The following is a 16075-nucleotide window of genomic DNA, read 5'->3' as shown; positions in this document are numbered from 1 at the left end:
TTAAACCTCATCTACCGACTGGCCAGTTAAAGCCTGTTTAATTGAATCATCCATACGGCGCGATGCAAACTCACTGCTTGCTTTATCAATGGCTTCAATGGCTGATTTTAGTTGGTCTGGCGTTGTCGCCGTTTCGCGAAGTACCGCTAATTTGCTGATTTCGCTTTCTAATTCGCTTTTTTCATCAGTTGAAAGTAAGTGACCACTTTGTTCAAGCGATGCATTTAATGCTTCAATCACTCGTAGCGCTTCAACTTGTTGCTCTTTTAGCATACGTGCTTGCATATCGTCTTTAGCATTAACCAACGACGATTTAATCATATCAGCAACTTGGTTATCTGATAAACCAAATGACGGTTTAACTTGAATTTCTGACTGCACACCTGTGGACTTTTCCATTGCACTTACGCTTAGAAGACCGTCCGCATCCACTTTAAAGGTTACACGAATATGCGCCGCACCCGCCGCCATTGGTGGAATCCCTTTTAAGCTGAATTTAGCCAGTGAGCGGCAATCATCTACCAGTTCACGTTCACCTTGCAGCACATGCAGCGACATTGCCGTTTGGCCATCTTTGAAAGTAGTAAACTCTTGTGCACGAGCAACAGGAATAGTGGTGTTGCGAGGAATGATTTTCTCAACCAAGCCACCCATGGTTTCTAAACCGAGTGAAAGCGGTAACACATCAAGCAGCAACATATCTGAATCAGGTTTATTACCTACTAAGATGTCGGCTTGAATTGCCGCACCCAAAGCAACAACTTGGTCTGGGTCAATTGAAGTAAGTGGCTCTTTACCAAAAAACTCACCTACTTGCTCACGTACAATTGGCATGCGGGTTGAACCACCAACCATTACCACTTCAAGCACGTCTTCTTTTTCAACACCGGCATCTTTCAAGGCGCGGCGCGATGCACGTAATGTCTTTTTCACAAGTCCTTGTGCTAATTCATTAAAGAACTCTTTCGTTACTTCAATTTTAAACTGCTGCTCGCCTAAATCTAAGCCGACGTTTACCAGATTGTAATTAGTAAGCGCTTCTTTACATGCGCGCGCTTTTTCCATAAATAAACGCAGCGTGTCTGCATTAGGTGCGTTAATGCCGGTTTGCTCTTTAAAGTAATTCACCAACAGTGCGTCAAAGTCATCACCGCCAAGTGCCGAGTCACCGCCTGTCGCCAATACTTCAAATACGCCTTTATTCAAACGCAGAATTGACACATCAAAGGTACCGCCACCTAAGTCATAAACCGCGATAACACCTTCTTTACCTGAATCTAAACCGTAAGCAACCGCAGCGGCTGTTGGTTCGTTAAGTAAGCGCAGTACATTTAAGCCAGCTAGTTCTGCGGCATCTTTGGTGCCTTGACGCTGTGCATCATCAAAATACGCAGGAACAGTGATCACCGCGCCAGTAATTTCTTCACCGCCGAAGCTGTCCATTGCACGCGCTTTTAGCGCTTTTAGAATCTCGCTCGACGCTTGAATTGGGTTAATGTTGCCCTGACGTGTTTGAATTGCTAATACGTCATCGTCGTTGCTAAATTGGTATGGTAGTTGGTCGGCAATCTGACTGATTTCTTGGAATGATTTGCCAAGAAAACGTTTTACCGAAATAAGCGTATTAGCAGCGTCTAGCGGTGCATCTAACTTGGCTTTCTCGCCAACAGTAATTGTGTTTTCACCATAGTGAATGGCTGATGGCAAAATTGTTTTGCCCATTAAGTCTGGCAGTACTTTGGTTTCGCCACTTTGTACTGTTGCAACCAGCGAGTTTGTGGTTCCTAAGTCAATGCCAACTGCTAATTTGTGCTCATGTGGTGATGCACTTTGGCCTGGTTCTGCTATTTGGAGTAACATGTTTCTCGCGTCCTAATTAGTCGTCGAAAAGCGAATCTTCAATGCGCTCTAATTCTTCTCGTAACTTATAAATAAATTTAAGCTTGCGTACTATATCTGCGGCAATTTTAAGCTGCTCTTGGTCGTCACTATCAATGTGCTTTTTGAGCTCTGCGTAATAATCTTGATGAAGTTCTTTTACGTGATTTTCAAACTGTGCAATTGCTGCTTCAGGGTCTGTTGCGTCAGTAATTTCACTTAGCTCTTCTCGCAGCTCCATCTGCTGCATTAAAAACTCAGGGTCTTGCAAAGTTTGTTGCTCAGCACGAATATCAATGTGCTTTTCTGCTAACATGTATTCTGCGCGTTTTAGCGGCTGCTTGATAACCTGTAATGCGTCGTTTAATTCTGCCGTTTTTTGTACCGCAAGCAGTTGTTGCTGTGCGCCTAAACTAGCATGACGATCAGGGTGAAGAATTTTTTGCAGTTCGAGATAGCGTGCGTTAACAGTGTTGAGATCAACATCAAATTGAACAGGGATTGCAAATAACTCAAAGTATTTCATAGTAACGAAAAAATCCTCGCTCTTAATTGCACACAAGCCCCGCAATTGCAGGGCTTAATAAATTAGATCAAATAGTAAAGGTTATACGGTAAAGCTTTCGCCGCAACCACACTCACCATTTTGATTCGGGTTGTTAAATTTAAACCCTTCATTTAGGCCTTCTTTAACAAAGTCCAGCTCAGTGCCATCGATATACACTAGGCTTTTACCATCAACAATGACGGTTACACCGTTATGCTCAAAGGTTTCATCGCCTTCCGCTAACTCATCAACAAACTCAAGTACATAAGCAAGGCCTGAGCACCCTGTTGTTTTAACACCAACGCGTAGGCCTAGACCTTTACCGCGATTGGTTAAAAATGAGCGTACGCGATCAGCGGCTGCATCTGTTAAAGTAATCGCCATAAATTATTCACCGTGCTTTTTTTTGTAATCCGCAATCGCTGCTTGGATTGCATCTTCCGCTAAAATTGAACAGTGAATTTTAACTGGCGGTAATTCTAGTTCCGCTGTGATATCAGTGTTTTTGATTTCACCCGCTTCGTCTAGGCTTTTACCTTTAACCCATTCAGTTACTAGTGATGACGATGCAATCGCGCTACCACAACCATAGGTTTTAAATTTTGCATCTTCGATGATGCCATCATCAGATACCTTAATTTGCAACTTCATTACGTCACCACACGCTGGTGCGCCAACCATACCCGTTGCAACACTTGGGTCATTCTTGTCGAAAGAACCTACGTTACGTGGATTCTCTACATGGTCAATTACTTTGTCACTATATGCCATTGCTTGTTACCTCAATACCCAATTCATTTAATTAGTGGTGTGTCCACTCAACAGACTCTAAATCAACGCCTTCTTTATACATTTCCCATAAAGGAGACATTTCGCGCAAACGGCCAATTGAGTCTTTGATTAGCTGAACAGTGTAATCAATCTCTTCTTCAGTCGTGAAACGACCAATACTGAAACGAATTGAGCTATGCGCTAATTCGTCGTTACGGCCTAGCGCACGTAATACGTAAGATGGTTCTAAACTTGCCGATGTACATGCCGAACCTGAAGATACCGCGATATCTTTAAGTGCCATTAGTAATGACTCACCTTCAACATAGTTGAATGAGATATTTACGATACCTGGTACTGATTGCTCTGGTGTACCGTTAAAGTAAACTTCTTCGATATCCGACATAATGCCATCAATCAAACGCTTACGTAGTGCACTGATGTGTGCGTGATCTTTATCAAAATCTTCATTTGCAACTTTGAACGCATGACCCATACCTACAATTTGGTGTGTTGCCAGTGTACCTGAACGCATACCACGTTCATGACCACCACCGTGCATTTGCGCTTCTAAACGCGCACGCGGCTTACGACGAACATAAAGTGCACCAATGCCTTTCGGGCCATACACTTTGTGACCAGAGAAAGACATGAAATCTACTTTAAGTGCTTGCATGTCGATTTTTACTTTACCTGCGCTTTGCGCACCATCAACATGGAACATGATTTTACGTTCGCGACACATTTCGCCAATGGTTGCGATATCTTGTACTACACCTAGCTCGTTATTTACGTGCATTACGCTCACAAGCACAGTGTCATCACGCATTGCCGCTTCAAGCTTCTTAAGGTCTAGTAAGCCGTTTTCTTCAACGTCCATATAAGTAACTTCAAAGCCCTGACGCTCAAGTTCACGACACGTGTCTAATACGGCTTTGTGTTCTGTTTTAACTGTGATTACGTGCTTGCCTTTTTTCGCGTAGAAATTAGCAGCACCTTTAATTGCCAAGTTATTTGATTCTGTAGCACCTGATGTGAAAACGATTTCACGCGGGTCTGCATTGATTAATTCAGCAATGTCGTGACGCGCTTGGTCAACTGCTTCTTCAGCTTGCCAACCAAAACGGTGAGAACGTGACGCAGGGTTACCAAAATTACCATCCATTGTTAAACACTGCATCATAGCGTCAGCTACACGCGGATCGACAGGTGTTGTGGCGGCATAATCTAAATAAATTGGTAACTTCATATTTACTTGCTCCGAATTGCTACATTTGGCAACTAATGTTGATATTTTCAAGCTGACTGAGTGAATTTTCAACGGCTTTTTCAACCGTTTGGTCTTGGCGACCAGCAACTTGTTGCACATCTTTTTTGGCAACTAACTCAGCTAACGTAATACTGTTTAAAAATTCTTCGATGCGCTGACTCAATTCACTCCATAATGAGTGTGTTAAGCAGCGAACACCATTTTGGCAATCGCCTTCACCACCACAACGTGTGGCATCTACCGATTCATTGACTGCAGATATGATATCGCCAACTGAAATCTCTGAGGCTTCCTTACCTAGTAAGTAACCACCGCCAGGACCACGAACAGAGCGTACTAAATCTTGCTTGCGCAAACGCGAAAATAACTGCTCAAGGTATGAGAGTGAAATGTCTTGTCGTTCTGAAATTTCAGCGAGGGGAACTGGGCCAATTTTAGTATGAAGCGCCACGTCTAATAGTGCAGTTACTGCATATCGACCTTTCGACGTTAATTTCATGCTAAGCCCCCATCATCAATAAGAGTGCGAATTTTAATTACCTGACTAAGATAGTCAAGTATTTATTGTTCACACTTAGGTTATTCTTTAGTCTTGCTATATATATGCTAGAACAGAATAACCTAGTAATTTACTCAAGTATTATTTTAATTACCTGAGTAAATTAGTCAAGTATTGTCTTTAAGCTATTCGCTGTCTTTTTTCACAACCGATTTATCAATCGAGGTTAAAATCCCGCGCAGAATGTTAAGCTCTTGCTCTTCTGGGCGTGCACGATTAAATAAACGGCGTAGCTTAGTCATTACTTGACCTGGATGTTGCCTAATAATAAAGCCCGTGTCTGACAAGGTTTTTTCTAAATGTTGGTAGAAAAGCTCCATCTGTTCAGAACTTGGGTATACCGCATCATCTTGCTCAATTTGTTGTTCGCTTTTGGCAAGGTAGCGCATGCGTGTTTCATAACACAGAGTTTGCACAGCCATAGCAAGATTAAGCGACGAGTATTCAGGGTTAGCTGCAATACATACGTGGAAATTACACAGTTGCAGCTCTTCATTAGTTAAGCCGCTATTTTCACGACCAAATACAAGCGCTACATCACCTTCTTGCTCTGTACCAGCAAGCAGTTTTTCGCCGCACTCAACAGGGTTAACCATTGGCCAAGATAAAGTACGTGAGCGCGCACTGGTGCCAATCACGGTATTACAATCAGCAATAGCCTCTTGCAAGGTATCAACAACTACCGCATTACCTAGTACATCGGTTGCTCCTGCTGCAAGTGCACTTGCGTGACTATCGACAGGGTTAACAGGATCCACTAAATAAAGCTTGCTAAAGCCCATTGTTTTCATTGCACGAGCAACTGAACCAATGTTACCTGTGTGCGAAGTATTAACCAGTACAATACGAATTTTATCTAGCGTCATGTTACGTTCTAAACTCTGAAATTTTATCTGGCGCGGATTTTAGCCTACTCATCATTAAATTTCGACTATTACACCGCGATTAGCGATTTTTTAGCACACCAGTTTGATTAATTGTTAACCAGAGATTAAATTTATTATTTTGGTTTACAACCGCAAAAAAGTCGCTAAAATAGCGCGGCTGAACTGAGGGGTGACCAAATTAAGGCACAACTTAGTAGTTAATGAGTTCTTTTAAAACCTAAAGGTAAAGCTATGCATCCAATGTTAAACATTGCGGTTCGCGCTGCGCGAAATGCAGGTAAAGTTATTCTTCAAAAATTTGAAGAGAAAGATAAAGTTGAAGTACTTCAAAAAGGTAGCAACGACTTTGTAACTAACGTAGACAAAGACGCGGAAGCGATGATTCGCGACACTATTTTAAAGTCTTACCCTAAGCATAGCATTGTAGGCGAAGAGCTAGGTCAACAACTTGGCAGCGACGCTGATTACCTTTGGGTTATCGATCCACTTGATGGCACGACTAACTTCATCAAGGGCATTCCACACTTCGCAGTATCTATTGCATTAAAAGTTAAAGGCCGTACAGAGCAAGCGGTTGTTTACGATCCAATTCGTGGTGAATTATTCACAGCTACACGCGGTCAAGGCGCACAGCTTAACAGCAAGCGTATTCGTGTAAATAAGGCAACTGACCTTTCAGGTACTGTGCTAGCAACCGGCTTCCCATTCAAGCAAAAGCATCATATGGAAGAATACATGAATGCATTCAGTGCATTATTCGTTCATACAGCAGATATGCGCCGCGCAGGTTCTGCAGCGCTAGATTTAGCTTATGTTGCAGCGGGTCGTGTTGATGGTTTCTTCGAAATTGGTTTAAAGCCATGGGATACTGCAGCAGGTCAACTACTTGTTAAAGAAGCAGGTGGCTTAGTAACTGATTTTGCTGGCGGCAACAACCAAGATAAGTCAGGCAATATTGTATGTGGCGCACCAAAACTTGCACAAGCGATTGTGAAAGAGCTTCGTCCACATTTAAGCGATGCATTACTTAAATAATCGCATGCTTTAACTAGGTTTTATAAATAAGGAAGCACATTGCTTCCTTATTTTTTGTACCAAAGCGCCTTATTTTGCAACAGCGCTGTATTTGTAAAATAATCATTTTCTAAATAATGTATTTCGCGCTTCGCTAAGTTTAATTGGCTCAACCCTTCAACAAAATAATCATCAAATAACTTATCAAATCGACCATCAGCAATCATTTCTGTTAACCCTGCTTGCAGTGCATTGGCTAACGCCGTTTTTTCTTTATTTACAAAAAAGTAGAATGCCGCAGGATAATTTATTAAATGTGCAGTCTCTATCGCCAAGCCAAGTGGCTTAAACTCCAAAAGTTCATCTTGAATTTCAATGACAGAGCGGGGGAAATAATCCACCTGCCCACGAGAGACTAAAGTGAACATGGCTTTATAATGTGCAAATGCTTTTACTCGGTAGCCATTTTGCGCAAGAATTTTAGTATCGGGCCAATCGTGTCCCTGAACCGCAGTAAACTGCTTTAGCTTGTCGCTATCAATCGCAGTAAAGTCACTTTGCCGATCGTCTTTAATCAGCGCAATACGTTTACCAATCAACCCTTTAAAAATAGGAATAGGAATTGCGGTAGCAATGGCTTCGCGGTCAGGACTCGTCATGCCCCAATGAATATCTACATCACCTTGGCTGAGTTTTAGTAAGGTACGCTGCTGGTGTGGGTGTACAGGCACATGTTGCAATTGGTAAGGCTGGTTGGCCAGTGCCAACTCTAAAAGGCTAACAATGTAATCATCTCTTGGGTATAGCTTGCGATGCTCTTTGGCAACTTTCACAATTTCTGTTGCTGCTACTGAACAGGTTAAAAGTGAAATAAGCGCTATAAAACAATATGGTGCATTTGTTCTCATATTACTTGCCCCAAACATAGCTCAAGTAATAATAAGTTAAAACAAGTTACTGTTTAGGTAAAGCGATTGTTTTTCAATCGCCACGAATAGATTATTTTGCTACCGGTAGTCTAACTATCGCCATGGTCGGGCGACGGCGTTTGCAAATAAACAAGTGACTGGTTACAAAACGCTTAGCTTCCTTTTTAGCATCGGTTGCCAGCGCTGCCACTTGATGGCTGTTTTCGCAGTGCTCAATATCAGGGTTAACTAAACCAATAGACAAGGTTAACAAGGGCACAAACTTCTTTTCACCCTCGCGGTTGGTTGCCCAATAGCCCCCTGCTGCAACGTGCTCTGGCGTAAAATAGGCTCTAACGGCGGTTTCAAACTCCGATATTATTTTACGACACAGCGCTTCGCCTAAGTCACTAGGACACACCAGCATAAAATCATCGCCACCAATATGACCAATAAAGCAGTCTTTTTGATTACACACTTGGCGGCAAATTTCAGCAAGTAGTTTAATTACCATGTCACCACTGGCATAACCATAGAGATCGTTAAACTGCTTAAAGTGATTTAAATCGATATACGCTAGTTCGAAATCTTGTCGCGCATTTAAACGGCGTTCAATATTATCATTAATTGCCACATTGCCCGGCAACATGGTTAACGGATTGGCATGCTGCGCATTTTTAATTTTCTCGTCAGTAATGTGTTTTAGAATATCGCGAATAGCAACAACACCAACGTATTGCCCTTCTTGTGTCACAATAATATAGCGGCGTATATCAAAATCTGAGTCAGTAATTTTTTGGCTCACCGAGTCCAACGCTGTCAATCTATCAACCACTAAAGGCTGGTGATCCATAACCTCATCGACTGAGCGCTTAGAGTGTAGCGCCGCCCCATAGGTTGACGAAAATATTTCGGCAAGTTGATCTCGGTGTAATATACCAACGGGTCGATTATCTTGATTAAGCACTACCAGGCTTTGCAATAACTTATCTTGCTCGAAATACTTCTTCGCCACACCGCAATTGGTCGTGACAAAAATAGACTGCTGGCTTAGTAATAAATTGCCAATAAAAGGGAAATCGTCTTTCGTATTGCGTGGCATATCCACTAATTTTTGCGCTGCAATGCATTCATCAAAACTCTGACACGGCGAAAGTACCGGGCGTTCAAGCAAAAAGCCTTGTGCTAGTTCAACACCCAGATTTTTTAACAGTGTTAATTCTTGCGTGCGTTCTATACCTTCAGCTATTACTCGAGTATTAGTGATTTTTGCCAGCTCTAATATCGAACGTAAAAACTCTTTTTTCACCACACTTTTATCGCAATGATCGATAAAGTAACGATCAATTTTAACGATGTCAGGCTTGAGTTCAGACCACTGTTTTAGCCCGCTGTAACCCGAACCAAAGTCATCAATCGCAATATGCAAACCTAAATCACGGTAATGTTTAATCGCTTCAAATAATAAATCGCTTTGTGCTAACGGCTCCCGCTCAGTAATCTCAATCACAACCCGAGATGTGGCTAAGCCGTGTTTAGCAAGCAGTTGCAAAGTTTCACCTTTTGGGTGCGCAGCCTCTAGTAATGCAGACGGACTTACATTGATAAACAATTTCCCAGGCAAGCCTTGGGCAACAAAGTTCTCAATGGCTTTTTCGCGACAAAGAAGCTCTAGTTCTGAGAGGCAGGCATCTTTTTCAGCTTGGGCAAAGAGTTCGACAGGGCTGAACAAACTTGAATTTTCAGGGCCTCGCGACAAAGCTTCGTAGCCGAGCACCGTTTCTTTTTCAATATCAAGAATGGGTTGAAACAGCGTTGTGATCTGTCGCTTTGACAGAATCGCTTTAAGGCTGATCGATTGTTTCAAGTTTTGCATAATTCACCTCTTTACGGATGGCGAATATAACAAGAGATAATGACAGAATTATTTCAGAAGCTAAGTGTCAGAAAAGGTTGCAATTATTTCACTTTATAATCACAACCTTATGAAATTTAGGTTAGTTTAATGCTTTTTCAACCTGAGAAAAGTGTGCAATAACTTCAATAATTTCCATTTCTGCACTTTCACGCATTTCTGCAGTAGTAATCCCCATTGTCGCCATTGCTTGTACCGTTGCAGGATGCACCAGTAAGTCCTTCGCATGGTAACAGTTAGGGTCGTCAAACTTAGGCAGTTTACCGTCTTCATGATAACCTGACTCGATCTCTTCTAGCGGTAAGGTTGGAATGATATCCGCCGCATTATTCAGTGCTGTTAAATACTCAGTACACTTTGGATGTTTATTTATAAACTGCGTAATGATTGTTTTGGAACCCGCTACTAACTCAGCTGACTTTACAGCGATTTCAGTATCTGGTTTTGCTTCTTTAATCATTGTCACTAGTGTTTTAGCACCCTCTTTGTAGTCTGCTAACGCTTGATTCGCTGTAGGTGCTTTTGCTACCGCTTCGGCGTTAGTTTGTTGTTTATCACCACATGCTGTTAAAAGTGTCATTGCTGCAAAACTAGCAAGTACAGTTAGCTTTTTCATTTTAATGCCTTTGAGAATGTTTATCATTTTCAGTATCATACTAAAGACAAAAAAAAAGGCCAGCATTAACACCGGCCTTTTTCAGAATTATTACAAAATTACCAAATAATTATGGCATATTGTCAAATTCAGCACCTTCTTTCTCAACTTCTTCAGGGATCAGATCTTCTTTGCTGATGCCCATCATTACTGCAACAGAACTTGCTACGTATACAGATGAGTAAGTACCAATAAATACACCAAATAGTAATGCCGTTGCGAAGCCATGAATGGTTTCGCCGCCCCATACAAATAGCGCCACAAGTACTAAGATAGTTGTAATTGATGTTACTAACGTACGGTTTAACGTTTGCGTTAGTGAAATATCAACAATTTCAATGGTATCGTCGATACGGATTTTACGGAAGTTCTCACGAATACGGTCCGATACAACAATGGTATCGTTAAGTGAGTAACCTATAACCGCAAGTACCGCTGCTAATACAGTTAAATCAAACGGTAAACCTAATACTGAGAATAAACCCACAGTTAAAATAACATCGTGCGCAAGCGCTGCTACCGCACCAATTGCAAAACGCCATTCAAAGCGCAGTGCAACGTAAAGCAAAATACAGATTAGCGCTGTTAACATTGCTAAACCGCCTTGCTCTTTAAGGTCTTCACCAACGCTTGGACCAACAAATTCAATTGAGCGGATCTCAACTTTTTGGCCTGTTTGTTCAAGAATCTCGAGTACTTGGTTACTGATCATGTCGGCCTTTTCACCTTCACGTGGCTCAAGACGAATTTTTACGTCCTTACTTGAACCAAATAACTGTACCTGTGCATCAGGGAAGCCATTTTCGTGCAGTGATGAACGCACAACTTTAAGGTCAGCGGCTTGTTCAAAGCCAACTTCAACCGTTGTACCACCGGTAAAATCCAAACCAAAGTTCATACCTTTGGTAAAAAACGAAACAAATGAAGCGATAATCAGCAGAGTTGAAATTGTCATTGCCGCTTTGCGCAATGACATAAACTTAAGTGTTTCATTTAACTTTAATAATTGCATCACACTCTCCTAGATAGATAACTTCTCAATGCGCTTACCGCCGATTAACGCGTTAACAATCGCACGCGTACCAACAATCGCAGTGAACATTGACGTTACAATACCGATAGCAAGAGTGATTGCGAAGCCTTGAATAGGACCTGTACCAATTGCGTACAAGATCACGGCTGCAATTAACGTTGTGATATTGGCATCAAAAATGGTGCTAAATGCACTGTCGTAACCATGGTGAATTGCTTGTTGAGGACTACGCCCTTCAGCTAATTCTTCACGAATACGTTCAAAAATAAGTACGTTCGCATCTACCGCCATACCAACCGTTAGTACGATACCGGCAATACCCGGTAAGGTAAGCGTTGCACCGGCAAGTACTGACATTGCACCAACAATTAATACTAGGTTTAAACCCAGTGCAATATTTGCAATCATGCCAAAGCCTTTGTAGTAAAGCAGCATAAATACCAGTACGAAAACAAAACCAAGTACTACCGCAGTAATACCTTTTTCAACGTTTTCTGCACCCATGCTTGGACCTATGGTACTTTCAGCAACAATTTGAATTGGCGCAACAAGTGCACCTGCACGTAGCATTTCAGATAAATGCTGCGCTTTTGCTGGCGTATCAATACCGGTAATTTGGAAACGACGACCTAAGCGCTCATTAATAGTTGCTTGGTTAATCACTTCTTCGTGTTTGATTGGTGGTAACGCTTTACCGTTTTCATCTACCTTACCCGACGGGCGGTATTCGATGAACACAATCGCCATTAAGTTACCAACTTCGTCTTTAGTAAACGCAGCCATTTTTGAGCCACCTTTACTATCAAGTTGTAAGCTAACTTGCGGACGCTGGTATTGGTCATAACCCGCTTGTGCCCCGGTAATATGAGAACCTTCAAGCATTACGCGTTTTTTAAGTAAAACTGGACGACCAAACTGATCGTTGATTACTTCTGAACCCGGCGGCATACGACCAGCTAATGCATCGCGTACGTCGTTATCTTGGTCAACCATGCGCAGTTCAAGCGTCGCTGCTGAACCTAAAATTTCTTTCGCACGTGCTGGGTCTTGAATACCCGGTAATTGTACTAAAATACGCTCTTGGCCTTGGCGCTGAACATTTGGTTCTGCAACACCAATTTGGTTAATACGCTTACGAATAATGATTAAGTTTTGTGAAATTGCGTAATCGCGAATTTCTTTTAACTTAGCTTCCGTTAAACGCGCAGTGAACGCTAACTCATTGCTGCGGTCATCGCGAAACTCAAGGCTAGGATTGTTCTTTTGCAAATAACGCTCAGCGGCGTCTTTGTCTTCTTCATTACGGAAAACTAATTGCACGCGATCTGCGTTTGCTACTTCACGAATGCTGCGGTAGCGAATTTTCTGTTCACGTAAGTCAGAGCGGAAATCTTGCTGCATCTGCTTTAACTGGTTATTGATAGCAGTACGCATATCAACTTCCATCGTAAACTCAACACCACCACGTAAATCTAAGCCTAACTTCATCGGCGCACCGCCCAAGTTTTCAAGCCATGCCGGCGTTGAAGGAGCAGAGTTTATAGCAGCGATATAGTTAGCGCCTAGACTGTCGCTTAGTTGGTCTTTCGCTTTTAACTGTGTTTCTACATCATTAAAACGAATTAAGATTTGCTCATTTTCTAGTTTGATTGATTTAGCATCAAATCCATCGTTCGTTAAAATTGTTTGTACTTTGTCGAGATCCGCTGTTTCAATCACAGCGCCTCGCGCACCTGAAATTTGTACGGCAGGATCACTACCGTACATATTTGGTGCAGCGTAAAGCATACCAAGCAATACAACTGCTACCACCATCAAGTACTTCCATAATGGGTACTTATTAATCACAACTTATTCCTTTGATTAAAGTGCTTTCATTGTGCCTTTAGGCAGCACAGCTGAAATTGAACCTTTTTGCACTGTTACGTTAGCTTGATCGTTAAGCGCAACAACAACAAAATCTTTGTCGTCAGATACTTTCACGATTTTACCCACTAAACCACCAGCAGTAAGTACTTCATCACCTTTTGCCAATGCTGACATTAGGCTCTTGTGCTCTTTAACACGCTTAGCTTGTGGACGGTAAATTAGGAAATAAAATACCAAACCAAAAATACCTAGCATGATTAGCATTTCCATGCCGCCACCAGCAGGTGGAGCACCCGCACTTGCATGCGCACTTGAGATAAATAAACTCATGGTTAATTCCTCTTAAATTTTATTAGTCTTCAATTTGTTTTAATTCAGGTACCGGCATACCGCGACGCGCATAGAAGTCTGCAACAAACTCTTCTAGTTTGTTCTCAGCAATGGCATTGCGAAGCCCTTCCATAACGCGTTGGTAATAACGTAAGTTGTGGATCGTGTTTAAACGAGCCCCTAAAATTTCATTACACTTATCTAAGTGGTGTAAATAAGCACGTGAGAAGTTCTCACAAGTATGGCAATCACATTCTGGATCAAGTGGGCCTGTATCCGTTTTATGCACTGCGTTACGGATTTTAATTACGCCACCGGTAATAAATAAGTGGCCGTTACGCGCGTTACGTGTTGGCATTACACAGTCAAACATATCAATACCACGACGAACCGCTTCAACTAAATCTTCCGGCTTGCCTACGCCCATTAGGTAACGCGGCTTATCTTCTGGCATTTTGTAAGCACAGTGGTCAAGAATGTTAATCATGTCTTCTTTTGGTTCACCTACTGATAAACCACCAAGTGCATAACCATCAAAACCGATTTCTTCTAAACCTTTTTGCGAAATTTCTCGCAGTTCAGGGTACATACCACCTTGAATAATACCGAATAATGCTGATGGGTTATCACCGTGACCTTCTTTCGAGCGTTTTGCCCAACGCAGCGATAGCTCCATCGAGTCACGCGCTTCTTTTTCTGTTGCAGGATACGGTGTACATTCGTCAAAAATCATCACAATATCTGAACCCAAGTCGCGCTGCACTTGCATTGCTTTTTCTGGTGATAGCATGATTTTCTCACCGTTTACCGGTGAACGGAACATTACACCTTCTTCCGAAATTTTACGCATTTCACCTAAGCTGAATACTTGGAAACCGCCTGAATCGGTAAGAATTGGTTTATCCCAACCCATAAAATCATGTAAATCACCGTGTTGTTTGATGATTTCAGTACCTGGGCGAAGCATTAAGTGAAAGGTATTACCTAGGCAAATTTCTGCACCTGTGCCTTTTAACTCTTCAGGAGTCATACCTTTAACGGTACCGTAAGTACCTACAGGCATAAATGCAGGTGTCTCTACTACACCACGGTCAAAGATCAAACGGCCGCGACGCGCTTTGCCATCTGTATTATCTAATTCAAATTTCATAAAAACCTCAAATGCCGGAAAAACAGTCCAACTTTTACTCAACTTCATCAATTGAGCGTAAAATAATCGGTCGATTTTACCTGCTTTGACAGCACAATACTATGGATATAGGGATGAGATAACAGAAATAAAAGTGGAAAGTGAGATTTACGTGTAAAGCGATGTAACAGAGTTACATCGCATCGTGTTTTTAAGTGGTGTACTAAATGTCTTTTTTGGTTAAGAACATTGCATCACCGTATGAGAAAAAGCGGTATTTTTCTGCAATTGCAGTGTTATAGGCGTTCATAATATTCTCTTGACCAGCAAAGGCACTCACAAGCATTATTAGTGTCGATTCAGGAAGGTGAAAGTTAGTGATCATCGCGTCTACCACCTGAAATTCATACCCAGGAAAGATGAAAATATCCGTATCACCATAAAACGGTGCAAGCTCACCTTCTGACTTCATTGCAGCCGACTCTAATGAGCGCATTGACGTTGTGCCCACAGCAACAACACGACCACCGCGTTCACGACATGCTTTAATTTGTGCAACCACTTGCTCTGGCACTTCAATATACTCAGAATGCATATGGTGATCTTCAATTTTATCAACACGCACTGGCTGGAACGTACCCGCCCCTACATGCAGTGTTACAAACCCCAAATCAACACCCTTTGCTTTTAATTTTTCAAGCAGCGCATCATCAAAATGAAGACCCGCTGTTGGTGCAGCTACTGCGCCTGGTTTTTCACCATAAACAGTTTGATAGCGATTGCGGTCTTTTTCATTATCAGGGCGGTCAATATATGGCGGCAGTGGCATATGACCAATACGGTCTAAAATATCAAGTACGCCCTCTTCACCTTCGAACTTCAGCTCAAATAATTCACCTTGGCGACCTTGCATTACCGCAGTTGCCGTTTCTTCTAAAATAAGCTCGTTACCAACTTTAGGTGATTTATTTGCGCGCACGTGTGCAAGTACCGTGTGTTTATCAACTACACGCTCAACGAGCACCTCAACCTTACCGCCCGATGCTTTTTGACCAAACATACGCGCAGGAATTACTTTAGTATTATTAAAGATAATCAGGTCGTTTGGATTTATAAAATCTAATACATCAGCAAACGTATGGTGTGTGATTTCGCCACTATTACCTGCTAACTTTAATAAGCGACTTGCTGTGCGATCTTCCATTGGAAATCGAGCAATTAATTCATCGGGTAATTCAAAGTTAAAATCAGCAACACGCATTTGTCTGTCTCACTTGGTTATTAGTACTCAGGGCATACTTGGTTAAAGT

General features: G+C 42.0%; 16 protein-coding genes. 1 reads left to right on the top strand and 15 read right to left on the bottom strand.

The window, feature by feature from the left end; all coding sequences use genetic code 11:
• The 7 genes from hscA to trmJ all read right to left on the bottom strand — a co-directional run bounded on the left by hscA (window position 1) and on the right by trmJ (window position 5891).
• Window positions 1–1860, bottom strand: a complete 1860-nt coding sequence (hscA, locus tag AC2IOM_RS07310; RefSeq protein WP_486357978.1) for a Fe-S protein assembly chaperone HscA — start codon at window positions 1858–1860, stop codon at window positions 1–3.
• 16 nt (window positions 1861–1876) lie between these two features.
• On the bottom strand, window positions 1877–2404 hold the full coding sequence (hscB, locus tag AC2IOM_RS07305) for a co-chaperone HscB (RefSeq protein WP_486357977.1): 528 nt from the start codon (window positions 2402–2404) through the stop codon (window positions 1877–1879).
• Between the two features lie 81 nt (window positions 2405–2485).
• A complete protein-coding gene (gene iscA / locus AC2IOM_RS07300; protein ID WP_010561888.1) occupies window positions 2486–2809 on the bottom strand; it encodes an iron-sulfur cluster assembly protein IscA in 324 nt (107 codons plus the stop codon).
• Between the two features lie 3 nt (window positions 2810–2812).
• Window positions 2813–3196 (bottom strand): Fe-S cluster assembly scaffold IscU, encoded by a 384-nt coding sequence (gene iscU, locus AC2IOM_RS07295; RefSeq protein WP_010561889.1) that lies wholly within the window; start codon window positions 3194–3196, stop codon window positions 2813–2815.
• Window positions 3197–3227: 31 nt separating this feature from the next.
• On the bottom strand, window positions 3228–4445 hold the full coding sequence (locus AC2IOM_RS07290; protein ID WP_486357976.1) for an IscS subfamily cysteine desulfurase: 1218 nt from the start codon (window positions 4443–4445) through the stop codon (window positions 3228–3230).
• Between the two features lie 19 nt (window positions 4446–4464).
• Window positions 4465–4965 (bottom strand): Fe-S cluster assembly transcriptional regulator IscR, encoded by a 501-nt coding sequence (gene iscR / locus AC2IOM_RS07285; protein ID WP_010561891.1) that lies wholly within the window; start codon window positions 4963–4965, stop codon window positions 4465–4467.
• 185 nt (window positions 4966–5150) lie between these two features.
• Complete coding sequence (trmJ, locus tag AC2IOM_RS07280) at window positions 5151–5891, bottom strand: tRNA (cytosine(32)/uridine(32)-2'-O)-methyltransferase TrmJ (RefSeq protein ID WP_486357975.1); 741 nt, start codon at window positions 5889–5891, stop codon at window positions 5151–5153.
• Between the two features lie 252 nt (window positions 5892–6143).
• Here trmJ and suhB point away from each other — a divergent pair, with 252 nt between their 5' ends.
• Complete coding sequence (gene suhB / locus AC2IOM_RS07275) at window positions 6144–6947, top strand: inositol-1-monophosphatase (protein ID WP_010561893.1); 804 nt, start codon at window positions 6144–6146, stop codon at window positions 6945–6947.
• 47 nt (window positions 6948–6994) lie between these two features.
• Here the strand turns inward: suhB and AC2IOM_RS07270 are convergent, their stop codons facing one another.
• From AC2IOM_RS07270 to queA, 8 genes are all read right to left on the bottom strand, one after another.
• Window positions 6995–7834: a substrate-binding periplasmic protein gene (locus AC2IOM_RS07270; RefSeq protein WP_486357974.1), complete on the bottom strand. Its 840-nt coding sequence runs from the start codon at window positions 7832–7834 to the stop codon at window positions 6995–6997.
• Window positions 7835–7925: 91 nt separating this feature from the next.
• Window positions 7926–9710 (bottom strand): EAL domain-containing protein, encoded by a 1785-nt coding sequence (locus AC2IOM_RS07265; RefSeq protein WP_486357973.1) that lies wholly within the window; start codon window positions 9708–9710, stop codon window positions 7926–7928.
• A 121-nt stretch (window positions 9711–9831) separates the two neighbouring features.
• Window positions 9832–10365, bottom strand: a complete 534-nt coding sequence (locus AC2IOM_RS07260; RefSeq protein ID WP_010561896.1) for a hypothetical protein — start codon at window positions 10363–10365, stop codon at window positions 9832–9834.
• A 109-nt stretch (window positions 10366–10474) separates the two neighbouring features.
• Window positions 10475–11416, bottom strand: a complete 942-nt coding sequence (secF, locus tag AC2IOM_RS07255) for a protein translocase subunit SecF (RefSeq protein ID WP_100914010.1) — start codon at window positions 11414–11416, stop codon at window positions 10475–10477.
• Between the two features lie 9 nt (window positions 11417–11425).
• A complete protein-coding gene (gene secD, locus AC2IOM_RS07250; protein WP_486357972.1) occupies window positions 11426–13285 on the bottom strand; it encodes a protein translocase subunit SecD in 1860 nt (619 codons plus the stop codon).
• Between the two features lie 15 nt (window positions 13286–13300).
• Window positions 13301–13636, bottom strand: coding sequence for a preprotein translocase subunit YajC (gene yajC, locus AC2IOM_RS07245; protein ID WP_054979570.1), 336 nt, complete (start codon window positions 13634–13636; stop codon window positions 13301–13303).
• Window positions 13637–13658: 22 nt separating this feature from the next.
• Complete coding sequence (tgt, locus tag AC2IOM_RS07240; protein WP_054979588.1) at window positions 13659–14786, bottom strand: tRNA guanosine(34) transglycosylase Tgt; 1128 nt, start codon at window positions 14784–14786, stop codon at window positions 13659–13661.
• A 202-nt stretch (window positions 14787–14988) separates the two neighbouring features.
• On the bottom strand, window positions 14989–16026 hold the full coding sequence (queA, locus tag AC2IOM_RS07235) for a tRNA preQ1(34) S-adenosylmethionine ribosyltransferase-isomerase QueA (RefSeq protein ID WP_486357971.1): 1038 nt from the start codon (window positions 16024–16026) through the stop codon (window positions 14989–14991).
• Window positions 16027–16075 lie beyond the last annotated feature (49 nt).

The sequence above is a fragment of the Pseudoalteromonas sp. NS-SX12 genome (genome assembly GCF_057367955.1).
Note: the sequence above shows the minus strand (reverse complement) of the source record. Positions and strands in the feature narration are given on the sequence as shown.